Consider the following 23,651-nt stretch of genomic DNA (forward strand, 5'->3'; position numbering starts at 1 on the left):
GTAGTTTCAGATGAATTCTTGGATAGAACTATTGAGGCTATCACGAAGGCCGCTTATACTGGAAACGTTGGAGATGGTAAAATCTTTGTTTCTGATATGATTGAAACCATTAGAATTCGTACAGGCGAAAAAGGAAAGCCTGCGATTAACTAATTAGGGTAAAATGACTTTTATAAAGAGTAGCTTAGGCTACTCTTTTTTTTTGCAGAATTTTAAATCTAAAAAGTTCGATTTCTTAGAATATTATACTTTTGGGAATTATTTTTTTATTTTTTTTTCTTTCTTAAGGAACCACAATGAGTTGTTAAAGAGGGCTTTAAGTTAGCTATGAAGAGCCATTTCAGGAAATAGTCCAATTTTTAATACTTAAAATAATGTAAGCATAAAATCAATAAAAGTAGAATAAAATTTGGTCAATAATGATTAATGCCATATTATTGCATCACTATTTCGAATTTGAAAGTTTAAAGATAAAGTTCAGTTAGATGTACTTGATTCCAAAAAATATCTTAAATGTTCAAGTTTCGAAAGTGTACAACAAAAGGAGTATCTAAAAATATTAACAATTAACTTAAACTGAATCACTAGTTATGGATGGATTATTTACCGCCAATAATGTATGGATGATGATCTGTACGGCCCTCGTGTTTTTTATGCACTTAGGCTTCTCTTTTTTAGAAATAGGTTTGACCCGTTCTAAAAATACTGTTAACATCTTATTTAAAAATGTATTCATTATCTGTATCGGTCTTTTATTATATGCACTTTGTGGGTTTAATTTAATGTACCCAGGCGAATTTAACGGTTACTTTGGTTTCGCTGGATTTGGAATAGCTCTTCCAGAGAATGGTTTAACCCCAGAATATGCAAGTGGTGGTTACACATACTGGACAGATTTCTTATTCCAAGGTATGTTTGCTGCCACAGCCGCCACGATTGTGTCTGGTGCTGTAGCTGAGCGTATTAAGCTTGGAAGTTTCATGATATTTACAGTTATATATGTAGGAATTGTTTACCCAATAGCCGGTTCTTGGCAGTGGGGTGGTGGTTTCCTAAGCGAAATGGGTTTTTATGATTTCGCAGGTTCTACGCTAGTTCACTCTGTAGGTGGATGGGCTGCTTTAGTAGCTATTTATTTATTAGGTTCAAGAATTGGTAAATTCGGTGAAGATGGTACTTCTAAGCCAATCCCTGGTCATAGTTTACCATTGGCTGCGGCTGGTGTTCTTATTCTTTGGTTAGGTTGGTTTGGTTTTAACGGTGGTTCTGTATTGTCTGCAGACCCAGCTGGAACTTCACTTACTTTAGTTACTACTTGTTTAGCTGCTGCTGCTGGTGGAATGGGAGCGTTTGTTTTTGATTTATTGAAAAACAAGCAATATGATTTAACAATGATGTTGAATGGTATTCTTGCTGGTCTTGTAGGTATTACTGCAGGTGCTGACCAAATGATGCCACTTGATGCTATCTTAATAGGTTTAATTGCCGGTGTAATTGTAGTCATATCAGTAACACTGATTGATAAAGTTAAACTGGATGATCCTGTTGGAGCGGTTGCGGTACACTTAATCTGTGGTATTTTCGGTACCCTTGCAGTAGGTATATTTGGAGCCAAAGGTTTCATCACTACCGGAAGTTTTGAGCAATTAGGAATTCAAGCCATAGGCGTAGCTTGTTATGCAGTCTTCTGTCTTTTGACCTCTGGTCTTATTCTTTTCGCCTTGAAATCTACATTAGGCTTGAGAGTAAGTAAAGAAGAAGAAATAGATGGCTTAGATGACCATGAGCATGGTATGTCTGCTTATGGAGATTTTGCTACTAATTAATTCGGTTATTATAGATTTTAAAAAGGGTGCCTTCTGGCACCCTTTTTTTTGTTTCAAACCAAATTTAAAAAAGGAGTTCTAAGTGTGTAAACGTAAGACTGGATAAGTATGTTAAAGCGTAATCCTGATTTATATAGCTCAAAAAAAGTCTTAAAGATTGTCTTAGTTCTAATAAGTAGAGCAACGAAATGTTACTCGATTTAATGGTCTAAACGATGACCATTTATCCATGTATTAAGATGCTCTCAAAAAAAAAACATTCGAGTGAAGGGAGCTGGAAAGAGATAATGTTTTCAAACTTGTGGTAGAAGTGTTAAAGTTTCGCCTTTGTGCAATTTACCCAAATAATATCCTGTTAACTACGTAAATAGAACTATTCTAAGTTTAAATGGTTAATATTTGGAAAATATGAATTTAGTGAGAATAAAATTTTGTCAAATATTAATAATGGCGAATATTTGTGTCGGAACAAGTACGACAAATCAATTAAAATCTTAAAGAATAAAAGAATGAAAAAAGTTTATTTCGCAATAGTATCTATCTTAACTGCATTTTCGGTTTCGGCTCAAGAAGGAGGTCCATTAACACTTTCTGGATATGTTGATACTTATTATTTCGCCAATATGAATGGCGTAAGTGGAGCAGGGGCTAATTTAGGAGTTTCCGGTTTTGAAAGAATTTTTGATCATAATGCTAACTCGTTTCAAGTAGGTTTAGCTCAGTTAATGACTACTTACGAAGCAGGTGCGGTTACTGGGGTAATCGATTTGACTTTTGGTAATCATGGTGACTTGGGTAACTATGTATGGGTTTCAGGTTCTACTACGGGAATGGCCATTAAGCAAGCATATTTAAGTTGGGCCATGAATGATGTATTCAGCCTTACTGCTGGTACTTTCGGTACCAATGTTGGATATGAGGTTATTGATGCACCTGCAAACTTTAACTACTCTTTATCTAACTTATTTGGTAATGGTCCATTTTACCATACAGGTATTAAGTTAGATATCGCTCCTTCTGAGAAGTTTGCATTTATGTTAGGAATTAATAATGGTCTTGACAGCAAAGATGATTTTAACAAGGCAAAGGGTGTGATGGCTCAGATATATACGGCTCCAGTTGAAGGATGGGACTTATACCTAAACTACTACGCTTCTGATGAAGGATTGGGCGGTGCAACTGAGAAATACAAATGGTTTGATATCACTACATCATACCAAGTGACTGATAATTTCTTAATAGGTTTAAATGCAGTTCCTTATGGTTCTTTGAACAATGGTGTTGATACCAAGAAATGGTCTGGTGCTGCTTTATACTTAAACGGTAATCTAACAGAGAAATTTGGTCTTGGTGTAAGAGCTGAACGTTTTGATAACTCTGAAGGCGGTATGTATTTAGTTGACGAAAACGGTGATGGTTCTGCTGTTACTTCATTAACGCTTACTGGTAATGTAAATATTACGGACCATTTGATGTTCAAGCCGGAAGTTAGATTTGATACTTACTCTCCAACTTCAGGCTTTCAATTAGTAGATGGTGATGGTGCTGGCAAAAATAATCAAACGACTATTGGTGCTGCAATGATATTCCATTTCTAATAAAAGGATATATGCTATACTTAGAGCCTGAAATGATTTTCAGGCTCTTTTTTTGTTTCAAGGCTTAATATTTAGGTTATAAACTGTAGCGTTTATTAACGTGGGCTTTTGTTATCTTTGTTCCAAAATCAGCAAAGAGCAGCGTATTATGAATTTTGAATTAACCAACGAATTTCTTGACCAAATAAAATCTGGTATCGAAAATAAATCGGAGGAGTTTATTAAAAAGGAGCTGAATGATCTCTTTCCTGCTGATATCGCCAGTATTCTCTATGAGTTAAATGGAGAAGATGCACATTACCTTATTCAGTTTTTAGATACCGAAACAGGAGCAGATGTACTGTCGAGTATTGATACAGACGACCGTAAGAAATTCATTGCCGAGCAATTTACGGTTGAAGAAATAGCCACTTATGTCAATCTATTTGACTCCGATGATGCGGTGGATTTGCTGAATGAGCAGCCCATTGAAGTCAGAGAAAAGGTAATTGCATTATTAGAAGATAGAGAGCACGCTAGATTCATTTTGGATTTGTTACATTATCCAGACGACGTGGCGGGTGGATTGATGCAAAAAGAACTTATTAAGGTATATGAAAATCAGAACGTTAATGAGTGCATTGAAGAAATAAGGAATCAACTGGAAAACGTAGATAAAGTATACGCCGTATATGTGGTTGACGAAGACAACAGACTGAAGGGAATTGTATCTTTAAAGGAAATTGTACTGGCTAGAAAGAATACGAAGATTGCCAACTTGGTAGAAACAGACATCGTTTCTGTGGACACTACACTGCCTGGAGAAGAAGTAGCGGAGCTTATGCAGCGTTATGATTTGGAGGCTCTTCCTGTTGTAAACGCTATAGGTCGTTTATTAGGAAGAATCACGATTGATGACGTGGTCGACTTTATCACTGAAAGGGCAGAAGAAGATTTTCAAGCCGTTACCGGTATTACAGGAGAAGTAGAAGAAGATGACACTGTCTGGAAATTAGCCAAATCTAGATTACCATGGCTGGTGGTAGGGGTACTAGGAAGCTTGATGGCCGCTACGGTCATTAAAGGTTTTGAAGATCAGTTGATTAAAGTTACCGCCTTGGCTCTGTTTATTCCTATTATGGGCTCTACAGGCGGAAATGTTGGTATCCAAACCTCATCATTGATAGTGCAGAGTTTAGCGGAGAAATCAGCTATGAGTTTAAGTCTTTCTGAAAGATTGATAAAAATAGCTCAGGTTGCTCTCATAAATGGTTTTGTGATAGGCGTATTGGCAGGTGTTTATCTTTATGTTATCGGTGAACCGCAGTTGTTTTTGGTAGTTTGTTTGGCATTGTTTGCCGTTGTGTTTTTAGCGTCGTTTATGGGTACTGTGACGCCATTGCTCTTAGATAAATTCGGAATTAACCCCGCTGTGGCATCTGGACCATTTATTACCACAGCCAATGATTTAGTAGGTATTGGAACCTATTTCTTGATTGCCAATTGGCTTTTATAAAAGTAGAAATTTAATGATTGCAGTTATTCAACGTGTTACCGAGGCTTCGGTAAAAATTAACGATATAGTTAAAGGAGAGATTGGCATTGGTTTTATGGTTTTGCTGGGCATAGCCCAAAAGGATACTCAAGAAGATGCCGAATGGCTTTGTAAGAAAATAATTGGAATGAGGATATTCTCTGACCAAGACGACAAGCTTAATTTGGATATTTCTCAAGTAGAAGGAAATATCCTGCTGATTAGTCAGTTTAGTTTACAGTCTTCCACAAAAAAAGGGAATAGACCCTCTTTTATTTCTGCCGCTAGGCCAGAACAGGCTATTCCCCTTTATGAATATATATTAAGTCTTTTAGGTGCTTCTTTGTCAAAAGAAATTCAGTCTGGGGAGTTTGGAGCAGATATGAAAGTAGCACTCACAAATGACGGACCCATGACTATTGTTCTTGATAGTAAAGATAAAAAGTAAGCTTTAAAGCTCTCTAAAAGCTAAAATTCCTCCTATAACGTTATGTACGTTTTCATAGCCTTCCATTTCTAGATATTGCTTTGCTCTACCACTTCTGGCACCGCTTCTGCAATGGATGTAAATGTGCTCTCCCTTTATAGCTTCTAGCTCGTCCACTCTTTCTTGAAGTTCTCCTAAAGGAATTAGTTTAGCACCCAAGTTATCTTCTTCGTACTCGTCTTCGTTTCTAACATCATAAAAGTGGAATGACTCGCCACTTTCTATCATTTCTTTTAGCTCTTTTACGCTAATGTCGTTATTGTCGTCCATTGTAATTTTTACTGGTTTAAGTTTTCTCCTTCACTTCCCGAAATCCAAATGTTTACAGCATCCCCAGTTCTGAGGTTAACTCCGGCATCTGGCCTTTGCCTTACCACGGTGCCAGCGGGGGCATTGCTCGTGTTGTCGTATAAAATACTGCCTATATTTAAAGAAGAGCCGTTTATTAAGATATCAGCTTCATCATAAGTCAGTCCGCTTAGTTCAGGTACCATGACAGTGGTGTTTCCGTATCCATCTCCCACCACAAGTGTGATTTTAGACCCTTTTGCAAGACTTGTGCCCACTACCAATTCTTTTCCATCCGCCTTCATTCTTAAGACCGTATTCTTTTCTATGGCCGGAATAAATTCTGTAGTGGCTATTAAAAAGCCTATACTGGTCAAAAGGTTTTTTGCAGAGTTTTCACTTCTATTAATCACGTTAGGCACCTGAATTTTCGGAGCCTTATTGGTGATAATGGTCAAATATATTTTTCTGCCGTCTTTAACGCCTGAATGCTCTTTTGGATACTGAGAAAACACGGTAAGTGGTTGTTTTCCATTCACAAAAGTGCAATCTGATACTTCAAAATCTAGATTTCTTGAATCCAAAACCTTTTCTGTTTCTTCCAATGTAAGTCCTTTAAGGTCAGGAACTTCTATCTCTTCATTATGATTTGTGGTCCACGGTAAATACAAGAAAAAGAAGGCGAAGAAAAGTACAAGACCAGCCGCCAAAATGATTCCAATATGAACCATAATGTCAGTTTTCGAACCGGTGCTAAGTTTTGGCATAGAAATGATTTAGTTTCAAAACAAAATAATGGCTTTTGGATTCAATTAACAAGCCAACTTTCGATTAACGTTAAAATTGATAAAGAAGTGCTAACTTTTATAGTTTAAACGCTAAGTTTATTTTGGAGTATTTTCTGCATATACTTCCCAAGAATATCAAATTCCAAATTAACTGTGCTACCGATGAGCAAATCTCCAAGGTTAGTATGATCCCATGTATAAGGTATCAATGCTACAGAAAAAGTGCTTTCTGTGGAGTTAAAAACGGTTAGACTAACACCATTGATGCAAATCGAGCCTTTTTCCACGGTAATGTTTCCTAATGAAGGGTCAAAAGAGAAACTCAAGATATAACTTCCGTCTTTATTTTCTATAGAAGTTAAATGAGCTACTTGGTCCACATGTCCTTGTACGATATGTCCATCAAATCTTCCATCTGCTTTAAGACATCGCTCTAAGTTGACCTTGTCGTTTACACTAAGGCTTCCAAGATTGGTTTTATTCAAGGTTTCTTCTATAGCGGTGACTTCATAGGTGTTACCCGCTGTTTTTTCTACCGTAAGGCAAACACCATTATGAGATACGCTTTGGTCAACCTTGAGTTCTTTGGCCAAATCACTTTCAAAAATAAAAGTCTTATTACTTCCTTTTTGACCTATCGCAATAACACGAGATTGGCTTTCTACTATTCCAGTAAACATAATTTCAAGATACATTAGGATATGAATTGGCAAATTAAAAAGGTATAATGCTTAATTTTGCTCAAAAGTTTAGAATATATGTTTAAAAATAAATTTGTGAGGTGGGGTATAGCATTGGTTTTCGTTTTGGCGGCCATTTATTCTCTTACCATGAGCCCGAAGGATTATGCTTCTGAACTTAAAAGTGATAGAGCGTCTTACAAGAACAATATGCTCAGAATGGAGAATTCTCCTGTAGCAGATATAAAAGATTTTAACGATTTTAGATACTTTGATGCCAAGGAGCATTGGCAGCTATTTGTAGATTTTGAATCTAGTCCGTCAGAGCAGACTTTCCCGATGGTGATGACAGACCAAAGTATCTCTCCAATACAAATGATAGGCTATGCTGTTTTCAAAGTGGAAGGAAAGGAATATCGTTTAATGCTTTTTGACGAAGGCGAGCATTACCTGTTGCCATTTACTGATAACACCAATGGCGAAGAAACTTATGGTGGAGGAAGGTACATTAATGTTGAGAAAACGAGCAATAATAAGCTCATGATAGATTTCAACAAAGCTCATAATTTCTATTGTGTTTATAATGTGAACTTCGTTTGCCCTGTGCCCCCTTCTGAAAACGATATAGACGCCCGAGTGGATGCAGGAGAAAAGGTTTTATTTTTAGATTAAAACTTATAATGGTATTTCGGTCGTGTTCTTTACTTCGGACATTACGAAATAGCTGTTAATTAAAGACACCCCAGGAATAACAGACAGCTTTAGCTGGTGAAACTTATGATAGGTTTCCATGTCAGGTACGATGATTTTTAACAGGTAATCAAAGCCTCCAGAAACGAAATGACATTCTACCACTTCTGGAAGTTTTGCAACAGCCTCATCAAACTTCTGTGAAATTTCAAGGGTCTGCTTGGTCATGGTGACCTGATTAAAAACAGTGAGGGAAGTGCCTACTTTCTTCCTGTTTAGTATGGTGACATATTTTTCAATAATGCCACTAATTTCCATTCTTTTTATACGGTCAAAAACGGGAGTTTGCGTAAGATTTATTTCTTCCGCAATCTCTTTGTAGGTCATTTGAGCATTCTTTTGAAGAAGCTTTAAGATTTTAATGTCTGTGCTGTCCATTTTTAGCCATTTGTTTTCAGAAAAAAAATCTTTTTAGGATATTAAAAACCTTCTGAAAAAGTATATTATTCTTTCTTTAAGGTCTCAAAAATAAAAATATTCTTTAATTATTAACTAATGAAAAAAATAATTCTCCTCACTTATCTTTGTGGCACAATTACACTTCATCAAAAACTTCTTAATTCTAAAAACTAAATTCAGCACATGCTAGTCGGCGTTCCAATAGAAATCAAAAACAATGAAAACAGGGTAGCATTAACTCCTGCGGGTGTTGTTGAACTAGTGAAACGTGGGCATCGGGTATTGATTCAAACCCTTGCAGGAATGGGTAGCGGTTTTGAAGATGCGGAATATTTATCTGCAGGTGCGGAGATTCTACCAACTATAGAAGATGTTTACGCTAAGGCGGAAATGATTCTAAAAGTGAAAGAACCGATAGCCCAAGAATATGATCTTATAAGACAAGGTCAACTGTTATTTACTTATTTCCATTTTGCCAGTTCTAAAACACTCACCAGTGCAATGCTTAAAAGCAAGGCCGTGTGTTTAGCGTATGAAACCGTAGAAAGTGCCGATGGTTCTTTGCCTTTACTTATTCCAATGTCAGAAGTAGCTGGAAGGATGGCGGTTCAGGAAGGAGCCAAATATCTGGAGAAGCCTTTAAAAGGAAGAGGGATTTTATTAGGCGGAGTGGCCGGTACACCTAGAGGCAAGGTTTTGATTCTGGGAGGTGGTGTGGTAGGAACAGAAGCCGCAAAAATGGCAGCAGGTTTAGGAGCAGAAGTCACCATCATGGATATCAGTCTTAAGAGATTGAGATACCTTGCTGATGTGCTTCCAGCCAATGTGAGTACACTTATATCTAATCAGCTGAACATTGAACAGGCAATAAAAGATGCCGATCTTATAATCGGGGCTGTTTTAATTCCAGGTGCCAAGGCTCCCAATCTTATTACTAGAGCGATGTTAAAGCAGATGCGTCCTGGTACGGTGTTGATAGACGTGGCTGTAGATCAAGGAGGCTGTATAGAAACTTGTGTACCTACAACCCACGAAGACCCTACTTTTGTGATAGATGATGTGGTGCATTACTGCGTGGCTAATATGCCAGGTGCGGTACCATATACTTCTACCTGTGCTTTAACAAATGCCACCTTACCTTATGCCATTCAATTGGCCAATAAGGGTTGGAAAAAAGCGACGGAAGAAAATGCGGAGCTTAGAAAGGGCTTAAATATTGTAAACGGAGAAATATTACATGAGGGTGTGGCTCAAGCATACGCTCAATAGATATAAAGATTTTAGATTTCCTTAAAACTGTTATGATTATGTATACCCCGGAGATTTCTGGGGTTTTACTTTTTATAAGCTTTGGGTTTGAAATGGTGGAATTGCTAATGGGTTTATGGACAAATTACTTATTTTAGTAAACTAAAAACAAATTCAACCCTAGCCATGATTAACAACGACTCAAGAAGAGCATTTATTAAAAAAGCATCTCTGTCTGCTTTTGCCTTTACATATATACCAGATTTATTTAGCAGGACGGCTCCCAGTGATAGGGTGAGGGTGGCACATATTGGAGTAAACGGCATGGGAACCAATCACTTAAATTGGTTTGCCAAACTTCCTAATGTGGACACTGCGGCTCTTTGCGATGTAGATGCAAATCATCTTGCCACGGCAAAAGAGGTCTTATTAAAACTCAAGCCTAATAAAACGGTTGATACGTACGATGATTTTAGAAGGATACTAGATAGGAAAGACATTGACGCCATTACCTGTGCCACACCAGACCATTGGCATGCCCAAGTAGCCATTATGGCTTTTCAGGCGGGTAAAGATGTTTATGGAGAAAAGCCACTTTCTTATAGTGTTAAAGAAGGGCAAATGATGCTTGCTTCTATGAATGAGCATAAGCGAATTTTTCAGCTTGGCAATCAAATACATGCCGGAGATAATTATCACAGGGTGGTGGAGCTGATTCAAGGTGGAGCTATAGGAAAGGTGAAGAAAGTGAGACTCTGGAAAGCAGGAGAGCCACCGATGATTGAAAAAGCAAATTATCAAAAAGTCCCGAAGGAATTAAATTGGGATATGTGGCAGGGACCAGCCCCAGAAAGAGACTACCATCCAGAAAGATGTCATTTTACTTACAGATATTTTATGGATTACTCTGGAGGCATATTTCAAGATTTTTGGTGCCACATAGCAGATATAGTCTGGTGGAGTATTTCTCCTGAGAAACTGAAATCTATTTCCGCTTATGGAAGAGTAAGTCCAGGCATTGGAGATACACCGCTAGGTATTACCATCGATTATAAATTTAAAGGCTTGGATATTCAATGGACCTCCAAAGCTCCAAATGTGCCGGGGGCAGAAGGCAAGCATATTGGAGCTTATTTTGAAGGAACCAAAGGTACTCTATTGTGCGATTACGGTAGTAGAGAATTAATAATCAATGACGAGAAACTAAAAGATATAGAAGCCATTCCAATGAGCATCACTCGCTCTCCCGGCCACCAACAAAACTTTATAGACAGTGTGAAAAGCAGAATGCAACCGGAATCAAATCTGGCCTATGCTCGTCAAATGACTTTACCCATGCACTTAGGACTCATTTCCTGGAAACTAGGAAGAAAGTTAAAATGGGACGCCAAAAAAGAAATGTTTAAAGGAGATGAAGAAGCTAATGGCCTACTTTTTAGACCATATCGCTCATCGTATAACTGGATTTGAGCAGCGTGTATTAACGGTACTGTTGTACCAGTTCTTCCCATTCTTGGTCTAAGGAGATAGTAGGGTAGGGTAAATTTAAGCGTCGGTACCACCAGCCAGCATTAAATTTATCTCCTTCTTTTCTGTGCAGGTAAGCGTGTATTCTGTCATAGTCTGTATCTCCTTCTTTCTTTTGAGCTATTTCATGAGCCCTTTCCCAGTTTCCTTGATAGTCTTGCCACAGACTTTTAAGCATATCAGAGGATAGGTCATTCTCAGATTTAATGGCTTTGAAACTTTCTATATTCATGGCTAGTTGTAATTATATAAATTGAATTTTCAATAATAAATGAAAGATGTTTATTTTCCTCTACTTTTTTTATAAGCTTTGGCAATAAGGAATAAGACAAAGCCAAAGGCCATCACGCCAAGAAAGAGATAAAGAAAGTTCATAACATCCTTAACGACGGCTAATAGTACAATGGAAACAAGGAAAAGCGTTGGTAATTCGTTCAATAAACGAAACTGGAAAGAGGAATAAGTGGTTAAGCCCAATTCTTGCTTCTTAATGATGCCTTTGCAGTTTAAATGATAGCCAGTCAGTAGAACCAAAAGCACTAGCTTTACTTTAATCCAATTTTGATTCAAAATGGCCGGATTACTTATTAACATCAGCAAACCGAAGGTCCAAGTAATCATCATGGCCGGATTACAAATGATTTTATAAACTCTCCAAGACATTTGTGTAAATTGAGCTTTCCAGTCTGCTCTTAAATGTTCTGGCTTTTCGTCGGCCTCTGTATGGTAAACAAAAATTCTTACCAGATAGAACATTCCCGCAAACCAAGAAACGAAACCAATAATATGGAAAGCTTTAAAAAATTGATAAAAGTGCATCATGCCTAGGTATGGTGTTTGCATAAAAAAATAAAAACAAAATTACAGCGTTAGCCTTCAATAGAGCTATATGAAATCAAAAATTACACTTTTTCTTTTAATTTTTCTGGCAGTTTTCGGTGCCAATGCACAAGATAAAAGGGCACAGGGCTTTTTTGAAAGGGGAGAAGAGGCTTTCAAGAAAAGAGATTATGCCAATGCAGAGGATTACTATCTCAAAACCTTAGAAAGAGCACCAGACTACACTTTAGCATATTATAAACTAGGGCAGATGGCCTATGCATCTAGAGATTTGCCAAAAGCAAAGACTTATTACCAAAAACTATTGGAGTTAGAACCAGAAAACAAAGACTATGTTTTGGCCTATACTTTCTTGGGAAACGAGTTTCTTAAGTCCAGCGAATATGAAAAAGCAAAAGCTTATTTGTCTGTGGCTTTGGAAAGGACCAGAGAAGGGACTAGAGCTTATGACCAGTTGAAAAGCCAAATCGTAAACTGTGAGTTTGCTCTTGATATTTTGGATAACCCTTTGACAATAAAAGCTACCCCAATGCCTGATGTACTAAACTTTAAAGACAAACAGTATTTTCCGGCGTTTACGGCAGATGGTTTATCCATTTACTATACCGCTAGAACCAATGGAGGCGACGAAGATATCTATGTTTCAAATAAAGTGGGCGACCAGTGGTCTATCCCCAAGGGGCTTTCTGAAGTTATCAATACAGCCTATAACGAGGGCACCTGTACCATTTCTGCAGATGGTAAAACCATGGTTTTTACAAGCTGCGAAGGTAGGGAGAGTTTAGGAAGTTGCGACCTCTTTATCACCAGACTTGGGGATAATGGCTGGTCTGTACCTCAAAATATGGGAGGAAATGTCAACTCTCCTTTTTGGGATTCGCAAGCCTCTTTATCTTCTGATGGTACCTTATTGGTTTTTTCTTCTGATAGATATGGCGGATCAGGAGGAAAGGACCTTTATGTCAGTAAACTGGGAGAAATGAATGTTTGGGGGCAAGCCCAAAATCTAGGGAATATTATCAATACCGCTAAAGACGAAATATCTCCTTTCTTACATGCCAATGGAAGCAGCTTGTTTTTCGCTTCTCAAGGGCATTCTGGATTGGGTGGTTTTGATCTTTTCTTGACCAATAAAGAACAAAAGACTTTCACAGAGCCTTTTAATTTAGGGTACCCTATAAACGATGGTTCAGACCAGTTTGCTTTGGTCATCTCGGCAGATGGTAAGCAGGCTTTTTATTCCGAAGAATCAGGCGAGAATGTTCGTTTATTTCAATTTGACCTTCCTAAAGAGCTCAAGGAGAAATTTGACCCTACATTTTATCTGAAGGGGCATGTATTTGATGCAAAAACTAAAAAACCTTTAGGAGCCTCTATTCAACTTATAGATTTAAAAACGAAAGAGATTATATCCACCTTTTCTGCTAATCCAGAAACAGGAGCGTATTTGGCCGTGTTGCCTTTTTCTGGCAATTTTGGTCTTTATGTGGAGCAAGCACAGTACTTTTTCAAGAGCATGTCTTTTAGTTTTAGCTCAGGCGAGAAAAGGAATAATAAGGAGTTGGAAGTGGGTTTAGAGAAAATTGACAAGGAAAAAATAGAGATATTGAATAACATCTATTTTGATGAAGCTAGCTGGGAATTAAAACCAGAATCTATGGTGGAACTGAGCAAATTATCGGAGCTAATTTGGCTAAACCCAAGTTTGAAAGTGGAAATTTCTGGTCATACAGATGACGTGGGCACAAAGGAGAGTAATGCAGAGCTTTCTAGAAAACGTGCTCAGTCTGTGGTGGATTACCTCATTATGCAAGGATTAAGTAAAGATAATGTAAAGGCTAAGGGTTTTGGTGAGGATAAACCTATTGCCAGTAATGATACCGATGAAGGCAGAAGTAAAAACAGAAGAATAGAGTTGCGGTTTTATTAGGGATAGGAAGGCTTACAATAAGGAAATTTTCAGATTTGAGCATGATAATTTGATAGCGAAAGCTTTATTATACTTCTGAAAAATAGGGTATTACCTTTAAATAAAACCTTTCAAAATCAAGGATATTTGTGGGATTGAATTTTTATTTTTGGAATAGGCACTTTAGCATTTAAGTGAAATTATTTGTTTCATGAAAGGTCTTTTTTTATGCTAAAAAATAAATATTTTCTATGAGAAATTTCCTGATTATCACTGCATTTTATCTGATTTGTTTAACGGTACAGGCTCAAATACAATCCTATTCAAATACCCCCATCGATGGCTCCATTACCATTACGCCAGATGGATTGAAATCCAAGAAAAGTGGAAATGACTCCGATTCGAGCAATGTAGCTCTTGGTCCAAATACTTTGGCAAATACAGTATCAAGCCCTTATAATGGTATTCTTAATACAGCTGTTGGTTCGTCATCCTTACAAAACAATACTACCGGATCTCGTAATACAGCAGTTGGAAGTACCTCACTTTTGCATAACACCTATGGTTCCAGAAACTCAGCATTTGGTGTGTATGCATTGGGCGATAACACCACAGGAAGTAATAACACTGCTTTGGGTTCTGGAGCTATGTATTATAACACTGTAGGCGAAGGGAATGTTGCAGTCGGTGTTGATGCTTTAGAGGGTAATATTGATGGAGTATATAACACGGTAATTGGCACGGCAGCTTTAATAACAAACAGTTCTGGGAGTAATAATATAGCCATAGGCCTACTGGCATTAGAAAATAATATTTCAGGTCATGGAAATGTAGCCACGGGTTCAGTGGCTCTTAGTCAAAATATTAGCGGAGGCTATAATACAGCCATTGGAGACAGTGCATTATATAATAACAGTATTGGAAATAATAATGTAGCGAGTGGACGTAATGCTCTATATACTAACATAAAAGGAAGTAACCATACGGCAATAGGTAATCAAGCAGATGTCACTTCTGGTTTCCTATCTAATACCATCGCCATTGGATTTGACGCAAAGGTTAATTTTAGCAATAAAATAAGAATGGGCAACACCTCCATTTCAGCAGCCGAAACACAGGTGGCTTGGAGTATCACTTCAGACAAAAGATGGAAAGAGGAAGTGAAACCTCTTCCACTGGGCTTAAACTTTATAAATGAGCTCAAGCCCGTGAGCTACCATCGCAAAAACAACGAATATCAGGATGTTGAGTTTGGCCTAATTGCTCAAGAACTGGAAGTGACTCTTCAAAAATATGGCTTCTCAGAGGAAGAAATAGGCTTGCTAAATAAGGGTCCCGATGGTTACTATTCCGTTAGATATAATGACCTTTTCGCTCCGCTCATCAAAGCTTTGCAAGAGCAGCAAAGCATGATCAGTAAACAGAAGGAAGAATTATCGCATTATAAAGTTGCACTTGGAGCCATATTAATGCGTGTTGAAAACTTGGAACAAAATGAAAGTGCAAGCTTAAAATAAAACAGGTTCAAGTTCCGCTGCTTTTTATTGAAATACACTCCCCAGTGTCTAGCATAAGGTCTTTGTACTTCATATGTCGATTAAGACTATCAAATGCTCATTCAGAAAGTATTGGAACGGAGAAAAGTATTTTACCTTTTACGCATCTTGCTGAAGAGATAAAAAATAACCCCGAGGGCAATAAATACAAGTAGAATACCGAACTGCATTCCGGTTTTAAAAATACCTCCAATAATTTCACAACCCGTTAAAAGAGTCATAAGAGGCAATAGAAGGGCTAATAATTGGGCTGAATTCTTCATGAGTATATTTGATTAAATTAAATGTATAAAATTTAATTTATCCTAAAAAAGAATATTCCACGTTGGATTAGAAGTCAAACAAGCCTATGAATATCAAGAATTTGAGGTATAGTATGTTTGTGATTGTAGACTGTGTAATTTATTCCTCGGCGACTATAGGTCAAAATCCACGATAGAATCAGAAATCGTTAGGAAACGACTCAAAAAGATTCAAAGTGGGTAAGCTTTGACAATTTAGCCGGTTGATTACATATAAGATTAATAATAAAATCACTTCATGGTTGGTCCGCAGGCCCGTGTGCTAAGTTTTTTTTACCCTTAGAAATCCTTTAAACAAACAATATCTTCATCTCCAGAAGGAGTCTTATACATTGCAACTCTTTCAGGATTTGCGAAAAATCTCACGCAAGGTGTATCAAACTCGTTACTGGTTAAACTATCCTCTAGAAACTTTAAAATTAAGTCATTGAAGTAATCCTTAGCAAAGAAAACGTAAACGTCTTGTTTTTTTTCTTTCAACATACTTAAAAGTAAACTGCTGCATTCTTTCTCCGGAAGAATATGGATTTCATTACTTAGTCCAGGATTGATTTCTAACACTTGTTTTTTATAGACTTCAAGTTCATTGGTGTTTGTTGCTTCTGAAGACTTTAATATGATGGTTAACCTGCAAAAATTAAATTGTAAAAAGTTCGCATATCTCCGTATCAGGTATAAATAATCGATATGCTCTTTATCTAAAAGGATTGCAAACCGATTGTCTATGCTTTGAGTTCGCTTAGGAGGAACCACAATAACATCTTCTCCAACTTGCGTATAAATAGATTTAATAAAACCACCTAATCCTTTTCTTTGGCTTTTCCCTTTCAAACCTAGTTCCACGTAAATATATCTGTCCGAATTTAAGTGCTCTAAAAGTTTATCCTTTTCATTGGCTTTAAAAACAAAAAAAGGGATGTGTCCATTATGGTCCTCGTGGTGTTTTAAACTTTCCCGTAATTCCTCAATTTTTTGCAGGGATTCTTCTTCATTATCTTCTATTTGATGAATAATATCCACGCCCAAATTATAATTCCAAATACTAAAAAGTAAACTTTCTAAAGCCGTTGTGGCGTTGGGTGAGAAATCCGTACAGAACGCAATTCTATGTTCTTGATTCATTCCGAAAAAGATGGTTAAAGCACCAAATAGACAAACATTTTCCGAAGGTATTTTAAAAACATAAAATTGTTTTTCTTTTGTCACAATTTTAGCTGCTAGTTTGAATTAGCAATGTTTTGCTCTCCTATTATATCAGTTTTCTTTTGGCTTAATTTTTTACTATAATAATCAGATTATAAAAACTTTGCTTTTTTTATAGAGGTCTAGATTTAAATAAACACCGCTAACATTTAACATTTGTATTCTGTTTTCTAAGACTATAAAATCAATAAAAGTGATATCAAATTGTTGCAACGGTCTGGAAGTAAAACAATAGCTGCCATTTGTTGCCAGAAAACACGCCTATTAAGTGCCTCAAGTCTACCTCTTTTTCCTTTGCACGTTTTAGAACACAAACGTACCTTTATAGTCTCCGATATCGCGTTACCGGATATTCATTTGAAACTAAAATAATGAAAACTTATTGGAAGAAAAAATCACAAGAAGAAATTAAAACGAGGGTATTTGGTGCTTTAGCCCAAAACATCAATTTCAAAGAGGCCAACCTATTAGGGATGCCTGCCACGCACCTCGATGAAAAAGTCTTTAACCAAGACGCCACATTTCTTAAAGATGCTCCCTTCATAACCAGTTTAGTTCAAAACCCCAATCATATTGGCTGTCATACTTTGGGTAAATCAGAAACGGCCTTTGCGGGCACACATGAAATAGAAAAAGAATTGATAGAAATATGTTCTGTAGATATTCTCCAAGGAGAGCCCCTACAGAATGATGGCTATATAGCCTCAGGTGGGACGGAAGGAAATATTCAAGCTATCTGGATTTATCGTAATTACTTCATGGCGGAAGAAAATGCTGATAGAGACGAAATCTGTATTGTATGCAGTGAAGATAGCCACTATTCCATGTATAAGGCTGGTAACCTTTTAGGGATTCCCGTCTATAAGATACCTGTTGGTGAAAACGACCGTCAGGTTTTAGATGAAGGCTTGAGCAAGGTGCTCCAACAGGCTCAAAAGGATGGTAAGAAATATTTCATCGTAGTATGTAATATGATGACAACCATGTTTGGTTCTGTGGATGAAGTAAATGATTTCGTTAAACCATTAGAGGCTTTAGGTTGTGTTTATAAGCTGCATGTAGATGGAGCTTATGGCGGTTTCTATTATCCTTTTTCGGATGAGAACAGTCAACTGACCTTTAAAAATGAGAAGATTACTTCGTTCTCTTTAGACGCCCATAAGATGGCTCAGGCTCCATATGGAACTGGCGTGTTTATGATTCGTAAAGGATTTATGAAGTACGCGAATACCGAGGAAGCCAGTTATGTAGAAGGAGAAGACTTTACCCTCATAGGTAGTCGTTCTGGAGCAAATGTGATTGCCACTTGGATGATCCTAAGCAGACATGGGCCGTACGGTTGGTCGGAAAAAATATATATCCTTCAAAGAAGAACGCAATGGCTTTGTGAGCATTTAGCCGATTTAGGAATTGAATACTATCGCCATCCCATGTCTAATATTGTGACCATTAAAAATCATTGTATTGACCATGAAGTAGCCAAACGATTCGGTCTGGTACCAGACAGCCATAAAAACCCGAAATGGTGGAAAATTGTAGTGATGGATCATGTTACCATTGAAAAACTCATGCTACTATCTGATGCCATCAAAAATTCTTAAGCAGCATGAGTTTATGGAAGAATAGGCTCAAGAATTAATTAAAAGAATTTCGTTTGTCTTGTGACATGATGTTTTCAACATTTACAGTGTTTTGCATTTAAGTCACCCGTATTTGAGATCTTGCGGTCTGTATAGCTATGTCTTGTAGGAGGTGCTTGTCTGTTGTTCAAACTGTCATTAGCTGCTTAATTCCGGATTATGCGTCAGGAATCGTTATGAGTTTTAAAGTGCAATTAATCAGATAATTAAACAAAATTAGCATAGCGTTTACCCTGAGCTTGCCGATGGGAAACAATTTAGCTACGGTCCCGATAAAATCGGGAGATTGCCTTATGCATAAAGCGGGTTAATAGTAGTTGTTTCTTTCAAAGTGACATGGTCGGAGTCGTTAACTGTCACTTGGGGCGAGGCTAAGAACATTATCATTTATTTTCATCGTTTCGCCCTCAAAGAATACAGACATTAAGGTTTTCATTAGTTCGAAATAGTACGCTTATTTCTATTAATAATTATTAACATTCTTCTTAAATTATAAGAAGTCTTTTTGGGCTACTTTTGTATTCGGTATTGGCTTTGTATTCCTTATTTATTTGGCGAACTTTGCGGTCAAATGGACTGTTGAGAATTAGTAAAACTGTCAATTACTAAAAATAAGAGAATGACTGAAGAGAACGTAGAAGTTTTGATTTTGGGCTCTGGCCCTGCAGGATATACTGCTGCTATTTATGCTGGAAGAGCTGGTTTTAAGCCTGTTATGTTTCAAGGAGGGCAGCCAGGAGGTCAGCTTACTATTACAAATGATGTAGAAAACTATCCTGGATACCCAGAAGGAGTTCAAGGACCTGCCATGATGGAAGAGTTTAGAGCTCAGGCAGAGCGTTTCGGATTAGACAATAGATATGGTATGGCTACGGCAGTAGATTTTTCTACGCCACTGGCTCATAAGGTTATAATTGATGAAAATAAAGTAATTATTGCTAAGTCTGTCATCATCGCGACGGGTGCTTCTGCCAAATGGCTTGGATTAGAATCTGAGACAAGATTAAATGGAATGGGTGTTTCGGCGTGTGCTGTTTGTGACGGTTTCTTTTATCGTGGACAAGAGGTTGTAGTGGTAGGAGCTGGTGATACTGCGTGCGAAGAAGCTCACTATTTGTCTAAACTTTGTAAAAAAGTGACGATGTTAGTAAGACGTGATGAGTTCAGAGCATCTACTATCATGCAAAACCGTGTTTTAAACACAGCCAATATTGAAGTTTTGTTTAATACATCGACCGTAGAGATTCTAGGAAAAGACGAGGTAGAAGGAGTGAAGGTCGTTAATAATAAAACTAAGGAAGAGTCAGTTATAACTGCTACTGGATTCTTTGTGGCTATTGGTCATAAGCCAAATACTGATATCTTTAAGGGATGGATTGATTTGGACGAAACGGGCTATATTAACGCAGAAAAAGGTAGTTCAAAAACAAACGTTGAAGGCGTTTTTGCTTCCGGAGATGCTATGGATAAGATTTATCGCCAGGCGGTTACTGCAGCCGGAACGGGATGTATGGCAGCTTTGGATGCCGAAAGATATTTAGCAGGTCACGAATAAAATATGATGTATAGAGTTTTTTTGGTTTTGGTTTTTCTTTTTGCTGTGACATCTACGTATGCCCAGCGAGAGCATGGAAAAGTAATTAAAGCCCCCAAAATTTTCCAAAAGAAACAAGGCGAAGAACCTCCCAAGGTGGAAGAATCTGATGCCACAGAAACTTTTGAGAACGAGGTTGACTTTCAATTTGAAGAAGAACCAAAACTGAGATTCTCAAATTCATTTGAGAAAAAAGAAACAAAATACCAAGCTCCTTCAGACTATCAAGGAAACCAGTCATTTAGTGGTGGCATGGTAGAAATAGAGCCCATAAAAAGACTGAATAAAAACATTCATGAAGACACCAGTTCAATAGACGAAGGTGAACTTATGATTGTGGAAATAGAAGAAGAGGCTCGTTTTCCTGGAACGGATGAAATGGTGAAGATTGCTAGTTATTTCTCCATCTGGGACAATGAATATGTCAACCCTTATGGTATTAATCCAAAGGAGTTTACAGACGTAGTGCAGATTAAGCTGTACGATCTTACCAAAGGGAGATATTGGGCTCCACCATTAGACCACTGTCCGGTTACTTCACATTTTAAATTTAGATGGGGTAGGTGGCACAGGGGAACAGATATTGATTTGGAAACAGGCGATCCCGTTTATGCTGCTTTTGATGGTGTCATCAGGATCTCGTCTTATAAAGGAGCCTTTGGTAGAGCTGTCGTGATTCGTCACTATAATGGTTTAGAGACCGTTTATGGTCACATGTCTAAACTGAATTTCCCTATCAATACAGTAGTGAAAGCGGGTGACGAAATAGGCCGCGGAGGAAATACAGGAAGAAGTTCTGGTTCTCATTTACATTTTGAAACAAGATATGAAGGCACCCCTTTTGATGCTGGAAATATTTTTGATTTTAAAAGAGACGACACGCAGATTAGAATGCAAGAGTTTTTGATGACCTCAAAAATGTATAATTATCTAAGAGGAGGCTCTCCAAGAGTGGCTTTAGGAGATGTGGACGCTTCCCAAGTGGATGAAGAAATGGAGCCTACCATTGATGTGGAGGGAGCTGCTGAAGATTTTGCCGACGACTTTGAAGATGAAACCCCAGTAGAAATTGTACAAAAAGTGTGGTACAGAGTAAAGCCGGGTGATAATCTCTCTAAAATAGCAAGAAGCTACGGTACTACCGTGTCTGAAATTTGTAGTCTTAATAAAATTAGCTCCTACAAAAAACTATATGTGGGCGTAAGAATTAGAGTAAAATAAGAATGGCCGTAAAACTGGATATTTTGGTAATGGCGGTGCATCCAGACGATGCAGAGTTAGGATGTAGCGGAACTATCGTCAAGCACATTGCCGCAGGTTATAAAGTCGGAATTGTAGATTTTACAAGAGGCGAACTAGGAACCAGAGGTTCTGCCGAAATAAGAGACCAAGAAGCTGCAGATTCTGCAGTAATTATGGGACTTTCTGCCAGAGAAAACCTACGCTTTAGAGATGGCTTTTTTAAGAATGACGAAGAGCATCAGCTGAAATTGATGCAGGTTATAAGAAAATACCAGCCAGAAATAGTATTTGCAAATGCCATTGAAGACAGACATCCAGATCATGGAAGGTCTAGTGCATTGGCTGTAGATGCTTGTTTTTATTCTGGTTTAAGAATGGTGCCTACTTATAATGAGGACGGCTCGCTGCAAAAAGAGTGGAGACCAAAACATCTTTATCATTATATTCAGGATAAATACATTGAGCCTGATTTTGTGGTAGATATCACCGACTTTTGGGATATTAAGGATAAGGCTATAAGGGCTTTTGGAAGTCAGTTTTACGACCCCAATAGTGCGGATCCTCAAAGCTATATCTCTTCACCAGACTTCTTGGACTTTCTGGAAGCCAGATCTAGAGAGATGGGGCATAAAATAGGCGTCAAATATGGCGAAGGTTTTACCTCTTATAAGACTATCGCTGTTCCAGATATCATGATGCTCGGCTAACTACCAGTATTTACCTTTGTTGGTGGCTATTTTTTTCAATCCCCTTAAAAGAATGAACAGGTGATGATAAAGGGTAGGGAAAAGACCAAAGTGATTTTTTAATACTTTAAATCTATTATGTAACGACTTTTCTAGTTGCTGATTTGAGATACCACCCTCTAAGAACCTTGAAATGGCTTTATCTATAAAAAGCTGTTTTTTGGATGCTTTAAAGCAGTTTATTTCCCAGTCAACATCAGCACTAAGGTTTCCTAAAATGTATTTTGGTGCAATGTTTTTATGTACCAATAAAGATTGATGCGACACCAGCATTCCGAATCGGAGATCTTTCCAGCTAATTTCAGGTTTAAGTTTGTGAGGGGTGAGGTCAGACCTTAAACCTCTAATTGTTCCTTGATCATTTACAAAGTAAGAATCACCGTAAATGAGGTCCGTTTGAGGGGTGGTTTTAGAAAATATATGAGCCAGCGTATTGTCTTCAGCTATTTCATCCCCAGCGTTGATAAACCATACAAAATCGCCATTTGCTAGAGACAGACCTTTATTCATGGCATCGTAAATACCTTTATCTTTTTCAGACTGAAAAATGTCTATAACAGAGGTGTATTGTTTACATATAGCAGGTGTACTGTCTTTAGACGCTCCGTCTACAATGATATACTCAAAATCGAGAAAAGACTGTCTTAAAACGCTTTTAATAGTTCGTTCTAAGACAGCCTCTGCATTATAAGTAACCGTAATGATGGATACTCTAGCCATTACTTATTCACTTCTCTGAGCATCTACTACCGCCAAAGATACCATGTTAACAATCTCTCTTACTGATGCTCCCATTTGCAATATTTTTACTGGTTTTTTTAGTCCCATTATTATCGGTCCTATCTTTTCAATATTGGCAATTTCTTTCACCATATTATAAGCGATGTTTGCAGCAGAAAGGTTAGGAAAAATAAACGTATTGGCACTACCGTTGGCTAAATCGCTAAAAGGATGATTGGTTTTTAGCAGCTCATGGTCGAAGGCCAGGTGAGCTTGCATTTCGCCATCCACTATCCAATCAGGATATTTTTTCTTTAATTCTGCTACCGCAGTTCGCATCCGAATAGGAGCAGGGCCATTTGCTACCGAACCGAAATTAGAATAAGTTAGGAAGGCGATTCTAGGCGTAATATTGAATTTTCTTACTTCTTCTGCCGCCAATTCTGCTATTTCTACCAGTTCTTCCACGGAAGGGTCAAAATTAATCGTGGTATCTGCTAAGAATAATGGACCAAAACGGCTCATTAAAATATACATTCCAGACACTTTCCTTAAACCTGGGCGTTTTCCTATGATTTGAAGAGCAGGTCTAATGGTTTCTGGATAGTTTCTGGTTTGACCACCAATCATGGCATCTGCCGCACCGTTTTTAACCATCATAGCCCCAAAATAACTTCGACGTTTCATGATGCTATGAGCTTCATCATGCGTAAAACCTTTTCTTTTTCTTAGATCGTAAAACTGCTGACCGTATTCATTTAATATTTTAGGATCCGCATTGGTAGGATCTAATAT

Annotated in this window: 24 protein-coding genes; 14 read left to right on the forward strand and 10 right to left on the reverse strand. The window is 37.6% G+C overall.

The window, feature by feature from the left end:
• From ACTBZY_RS00675 to dtd, 5 genes are all read left to right on the forward strand, one after another.
• The coding region (locus tag ACTBZY_RS00675; RefSeq protein WP_463044412.1) for a P-II family nitrogen regulator at nt 1-153 on the forward strand (153 nt) is incomplete at its 5' end.
• A 437-nt stretch (nt 154-590) separates the two neighbouring features.
• Nucleotides 591-1,826, forward strand: coding sequence for an ammonium transporter (locus ACTBZY_RS00680; RefSeq protein ID WP_463044390.1), 1,236 nt, complete (start codon nt 591-593; stop codon nt 1,824-1,826).
• Nucleotides 1,827-2,335: 509 nt separating this feature from the next.
• Entirely contained in the window at nt 2,336-3,424 is a 1,089-nt protein-coding gene (locus ACTBZY_RS00685) for an outer membrane beta-barrel protein (protein ID WP_463044391.1), read from the forward strand.
• A gap of 148 nt (nt 3,425-3,572) precedes the next feature.
• Complete coding sequence (mgtE, locus tag ACTBZY_RS00690; protein ID WP_463044392.1) at nt 3,573-4,919, forward strand: magnesium transporter; 1,347 nt, start codon at nt 3,573-3,575, stop codon at nt 4,917-4,919.
• 13 nt (nt 4,920-4,932) lie between these two features.
• Complete coding sequence (gene dtd / locus ACTBZY_RS00695; RefSeq protein ID WP_463044393.1) at nt 4,933-5,385, forward strand: D-aminoacyl-tRNA deacylase; 453 nt, start codon at nt 4,933-4,935, stop codon at nt 5,383-5,385.
• 3 nt (nt 5,386-5,388) lie between these two features.
• Here the strand turns inward: dtd and ACTBZY_RS00700 are convergent, their stop codons facing one another.
• The 3 genes from ACTBZY_RS00700 to ACTBZY_RS00710 all read right to left on the reverse strand — a co-directional run bounded on the left by ACTBZY_RS00700 (nt 5,389) and on the right by ACTBZY_RS00710 (nt 7,180).
• Nucleotides 5,389-5,694, reverse strand: a complete 306-nt coding sequence (locus tag ACTBZY_RS00700) for a rhodanese-like domain-containing protein (protein ID WP_463044394.1) — start codon at nt 5,692-5,694, stop codon at nt 5,389-5,391.
• 8 nt (nt 5,695-5,702) lie between these two features.
• The gene (locus ACTBZY_RS00705; RefSeq protein ID WP_463044395.1) at nt 5,703-6,479 is read right to left on the reverse strand and encodes a PASTA domain-containing protein; all 777 of its coding nucleotides are present in this window, start codon (nt 6,477-6,479) and stop codon (nt 5,703-5,705) included.
• 104 nt (nt 6,480-6,583) lie between these two features.
• Nucleotides 6,584-7,180 (reverse strand): riboflavin synthase, encoded by a 597-nt coding sequence (locus ACTBZY_RS00710; protein WP_463044413.1) that lies wholly within the window; start codon nt 7,178-7,180, stop codon nt 6,584-6,586.
• Between the two features lie 78 nt (nt 7,181-7,258).
• Here ACTBZY_RS00710 and ACTBZY_RS00715 point away from each other — a divergent pair, with 78 nt between their 5' ends.
• A complete protein-coding gene (locus ACTBZY_RS00715) occupies nt 7,259-7,852 on the forward strand; it encodes a DUF1684 domain-containing protein (RefSeq protein ID WP_463044396.1) in 594 nt (197 codons plus the stop codon).
• Nucleotides 7,853-7,855: 3 nt separating this feature from the next.
• On the opposite strand, the gene ACTBZY_RS00720 is transcribed toward ACTBZY_RS00715, so the two are convergent.
• The gene (locus ACTBZY_RS00720; RefSeq protein ID WP_463044397.1) at nt 7,856-8,308 is read right to left on the reverse strand and encodes an Lrp/AsnC family transcriptional regulator; all 453 of its coding nucleotides are present in this window, start codon (nt 8,306-8,308) and stop codon (nt 7,856-7,858) included.
• A gap of 204 nt (nt 8,309-8,512) precedes the next feature.
• Between ACTBZY_RS00720 and ald the strand changes: the two genes are divergently transcribed.
• Together ald and ACTBZY_RS00730 are read left to right on the forward strand one after the other, a co-directional pair.
• A complete protein-coding gene (ald, locus tag ACTBZY_RS00725) occupies nt 8,513-9,598 on the forward strand; it encodes an alanine dehydrogenase (RefSeq protein WP_463044398.1) in 1,086 nt (361 codons plus the stop codon).
• 165 nt (nt 9,599-9,763) lie between these two features.
• Nucleotides 9,764-11,047, forward strand: coding sequence for a Gfo/Idh/MocA family protein (locus tag ACTBZY_RS00730; protein ID WP_463044399.1), 1,284 nt, complete (start codon nt 9,764-9,766; stop codon nt 11,045-11,047).
• 10 nt (nt 11,048-11,057) lie between these two features.
• On the opposite strand, the gene ACTBZY_RS00735 is transcribed toward ACTBZY_RS00730, so the two are convergent.
• Both ACTBZY_RS00735 and hemJ read right to left on the reverse strand, forming a co-directional pair.
• The gene (locus tag ACTBZY_RS00735; protein WP_463044400.1) at nt 11,058-11,336 is read right to left on the reverse strand and encodes a hypothetical protein; all 279 of its coding nucleotides are present in this window, start codon (nt 11,334-11,336) and stop codon (nt 11,058-11,060) included.
• A gap of 50 nt (nt 11,337-11,386) precedes the next feature.
• Nucleotides 11,387-11,947 carry a protoporphyrinogen oxidase HemJ gene (gene hemJ, locus ACTBZY_RS00740; protein ID WP_463044401.1) on the reverse strand — a complete coding sequence of 187 codons (561 nt, stop codon included), beginning with the start codon at nt 11,945-11,947 and terminating at the stop codon, nt 11,387-11,389.
• A 46-nt stretch (nt 11,948-11,993) separates the two neighbouring features.
• On the opposite strand from hemJ, the gene ACTBZY_RS00745 reads away from it, so the two are divergent.
• Nucleotides 11,994-13,874 carry an OmpA family protein gene (locus ACTBZY_RS00745; protein ID WP_463044402.1) on the forward strand — a complete coding sequence of 627 codons (1,881 nt, stop codon included), beginning with the start codon at nt 11,994-11,996 and terminating at the stop codon, nt 13,872-13,874.
• A gap of 230 nt (nt 13,875-14,104) precedes the next feature.
• The gene (locus tag ACTBZY_RS00750; protein ID WP_463044403.1) at nt 14,105-15,370 is read left to right on the forward strand and encodes a tail fiber domain-containing protein; all 1,266 of its coding nucleotides are present in this window, start codon (nt 14,105-14,107) and stop codon (nt 15,368-15,370) included.
• Nucleotides 15,371-15,501: 131 nt separating this feature from the next.
• Here the strand turns inward: ACTBZY_RS00750 and ACTBZY_RS00755 are convergent, their stop codons facing one another.
• Nucleotides 15,502-15,672 carry a hypothetical protein gene (locus ACTBZY_RS00755; protein WP_463044404.1) on the reverse strand — a complete coding sequence of 57 codons (171 nt, stop codon included), beginning with the start codon at nt 15,670-15,672 and terminating at the stop codon, nt 15,502-15,504.
• Nucleotides 15,673-15,990: 318 nt separating this feature from the next.
• A complete protein-coding gene (locus ACTBZY_RS00760; protein ID WP_463044405.1) occupies nt 15,991-16,917 on the reverse strand; it encodes a hypothetical protein in 927 nt (308 codons plus the stop codon).
• A 368-nt stretch (nt 16,918-17,285) separates the two neighbouring features.
• On the opposite strand from ACTBZY_RS00760, the gene ACTBZY_RS00765 reads away from it, so the two are divergent.
• The 4 genes from ACTBZY_RS00765 (at nt 17,286) to bshB1 (ending at nt 22,097) form a co-directional block, all read left to right on the forward strand.
• The gene (locus ACTBZY_RS00765; protein WP_463044406.1) at nt 17,286-18,515 is read left to right on the forward strand and encodes a pyridoxal phosphate-dependent decarboxylase family protein; all 1,230 of its coding nucleotides are present in this window, start codon (nt 17,286-17,288) and stop codon (nt 18,513-18,515) included.
• Between the two features lie 658 nt (nt 18,516-19,173).
• Entirely contained in the window at nt 19,174-20,109 is a 936-nt protein-coding gene (trxB, locus tag ACTBZY_RS00770; RefSeq protein WP_463044407.1) for a thioredoxin-disulfide reductase, read from the forward strand.
• 3 nt (nt 20,110-20,112) lie between these two features.
• Nucleotides 20,113-21,369 (forward strand): peptidoglycan DD-metalloendopeptidase family protein, encoded by a 1,257-nt coding sequence (locus ACTBZY_RS00775; RefSeq protein ID WP_463044408.1) that lies wholly within the window; start codon nt 20,113-20,115, stop codon nt 21,367-21,369.
• A gap of 2 nt (nt 21,370-21,371) precedes the next feature.
• Nucleotides 21,372-22,097, forward strand: a complete 726-nt coding sequence (gene bshB1 / locus ACTBZY_RS00780; protein ID WP_463044409.1) for a bacillithiol biosynthesis deacetylase BshB1 — start codon at nt 21,372-21,374, stop codon at nt 22,095-22,097.
• Here the strand turns inward: bshB1 and ACTBZY_RS00785 are convergent, their stop codons facing one another.
• Together ACTBZY_RS00785 and ACTBZY_RS00790 are read right to left on the reverse strand one after the other, a co-directional pair.
• On the reverse strand, nt 22,098-22,856 hold the full coding sequence (locus ACTBZY_RS00785) for a glycosyltransferase family 2 protein (protein WP_463044410.1): 759 nt from the start codon (nt 22,854-22,856) through the stop codon (nt 22,098-22,100). It lies immediately after the preceding gene.
• Nucleotides 22,857-22,859: 3 nt separating this feature from the next.
• Nucleotides 22,860-23,651, reverse strand: a 792-nt coding sequence (locus ACTBZY_RS00790) for a phosphate acyltransferase (RefSeq protein ID WP_463044411.1), incomplete at its 5' end; no start/stop codon positions are given.

The organism is Arcticibacterium sp. (assembly GCF_055134445.1).

Coding starts and splice junctions, on each gene's coding strand:
- ACTBZY_RS00680 (WP_463044390.1), top strand. CDS start 591: ATGGATGGATTATTTACCGCCAATAATGTATGGATGATGATCTGTACG.
- ACTBZY_RS00685 (WP_463044391.1), top strand. CDS start 2,336: ATGAAAAAAGTTTATTTCGCAATAGTATCTATCTTAACTGCATTTTCG.
- mgtE (WP_463044392.1), top strand. CDS start 3,573: ATGAATTTTGAATTAACCAACGAATTTCTTGACCAAATAAAATCTGGT.
- dtd (WP_463044393.1), top strand. CDS start 4,933: ATGATTGCAGTTATTCAACGTGTTACCGAGGCTTCGGTAAAAATTAAC.
- ACTBZY_RS00700 (WP_463044394.1), bottom strand. CDS start 5,694: ATGGACGACAATAACGACATTAGCGTAAAAGAGCTAAAAGAAATGATA.
- ACTBZY_RS00705 (WP_463044395.1), bottom strand. CDS start 6,479: ATGCCAAAACTTAGCACCGGTTCGAAAACTGACATTATGGTTCATATT.
- ACTBZY_RS00710 (WP_463044413.1), bottom strand. CDS start 7,180: ATGTTTACTGGAATAGTAGAAAGCCAATCTCGTGTTATTGCGATAGGT.
- ACTBZY_RS00715 (WP_463044396.1), top strand. CDS start 7,259: ATGTTTAAAAATAAATTTGTGAGGTGGGGTATAGCATTGGTTTTCGTT.
- ACTBZY_RS00720 (WP_463044397.1), bottom strand. CDS start 8,308: ATGGACAGCACAGACATTAAAATCTTAAAGCTTCTTCAAAAGAATGCT.
- ald (WP_463044398.1), top strand. CDS start 8,513: ATGCTAGTCGGCGTTCCAATAGAAATCAAAAACAATGAAAACAGGGTA.
- ACTBZY_RS00730 (WP_463044399.1), top strand. CDS start 9,764: ATGATTAACAACGACTCAAGAAGAGCATTTATTAAAAAAGCATCTCTG.
- ACTBZY_RS00735 (WP_463044400.1), bottom strand. CDS start 11,336: ATGAATATAGAAAGTTTCAAAGCCATTAAATCTGAGAATGACCTATCC.
- hemJ (WP_463044401.1), bottom strand. CDS start 11,947: ATGCAAACACCATACCTAGGCATGATGCACTTTTATCAATTTTTTAAA.
- ACTBZY_RS00745 (WP_463044402.1), top strand. CDS start 11,994: ATGAAATCAAAAATTACACTTTTTCTTTTAATTTTTCTGGCAGTTTTC.
- ACTBZY_RS00750 (WP_463044403.1), top strand. CDS start 14,105: ATGAGAAATTTCCTGATTATCACTGCATTTTATCTGATTTGTTTAACG.
- ACTBZY_RS00755 (WP_463044404.1), bottom strand. CDS start 15,672: ATGAAGAATTCAGCCCAATTATTAGCCCTTCTATTGCCTCTTATGACT.
- ACTBZY_RS00765 (WP_463044406.1), top strand. CDS start 17,286: ATGAAAACTTATTGGAAGAAAAAATCACAAGAAGAAATTAAAACGAGG.
- trxB (WP_463044407.1), top strand. CDS start 19,174: ATGACTGAAGAGAACGTAGAAGTTTTGATTTTGGGCTCTGGCCCTGCA.
- ACTBZY_RS00775 (WP_463044408.1), top strand. CDS start 20,113: ATGATGTATAGAGTTTTTTTGGTTTTGGTTTTTCTTTTTGCTGTGACA.
- bshB1 (WP_463044409.1), top strand. CDS start 21,372: ATGGCCGTAAAACTGGATATTTTGGTAATGGCGGTGCATCCAGACGAT.
- ACTBZY_RS00785 (WP_463044410.1), bottom strand. CDS start 22,856: ATGGCTAGAGTATCCATCATTACGGTTACTTATAATGCAGAGGCTGTC.